The organism is Mesorhizobium sp. M3A.F.Ca.ET.175.01.1.1, from assembly GCF_004791945.1.
In the GTDB taxonomy this organism is placed as follows: Bacteria; Pseudomonadota; Alphaproteobacteria; order Rhizobiales; family Rhizobiaceae; genus Mesorhizobium.
The window spans coordinates 1-683 of record NZ_SRTP01000046.1 but is presented as its reverse complement, the minus strand read 5'-3'; the positions used below and the strand labels follow the sequence as shown (position 1 = coordinate 683).

Annotated in this window: 1 protein-coding gene; it reads right to left on the bottom strand. The window is 67.5% G+C overall.

What is annotated here, in order from left to right:
* Positions 1–683, bottom strand: a 683-nt coding sequence (locus EN818_RS30660) for a formate--tetrahydrofolate ligase (RefSeq protein ID WP_135906574.1), incomplete at both ends; no start/stop codon positions are given.

The following is a 683-nucleotide window of genomic DNA, read 5'->3' as shown; positions in this document are numbered from 1 at the left end:
GGATTGTTCTCCAGCGTCTGCACCAGGTTGGGCTGCATGGCGTCCTTCAAAAGCACCGCCATGGCGCCGTCGGCCTTGAGGTCGCGGGCATAGACCGGCGACTTGTCGCGGCGGTAGGCGACGATGATGTCGCCGAGGCGCTTCTCGAGGTCCTTGAGGTCGGTGGCCAGGCACAGGATCGCCATCACCTCGGAGGCGACGGTGATGTCGAAGCCGGCCTCGCGCGGGTAGCCGTTGGCGACGCCGCCGAGCGAGCAGATGATCTCGCGCAGCGCGCGGTCGTTCATGTCCATGACGCGGCGCCAGGCGACGCGGCGGGTGTCGATGCCGAGCTCGTTGCCCCAGTAGATGTGGTTGTCGATCAGCGCCGACAGCAGGTTGTGGGCGGTGGTGATGGCGTGGAAGTCGCCGGTGAAATGCAGGTTCATGTCCTCCATCGGCACCACCTGCGCCAGGCCGCCGCCGGCAGCGCCGCCCTTGACGCCGAAGTTCGGGCCGAGCGAGGCCTCGCGGATGCACACGATCGCCTTCTTGCCGATGCGGTTCAGGCCGTCGCCGAGGCCGACCGTGGTCGTGGTCTTGCCCTCGCCGGCCGGCGTCGGGTTGATCGCGGTGACCAGGATCAGCTTGCCGTCCCGGTTGCCCTTCACCGACTTGATGAACTCGGCCGAGACCTTCGCCTT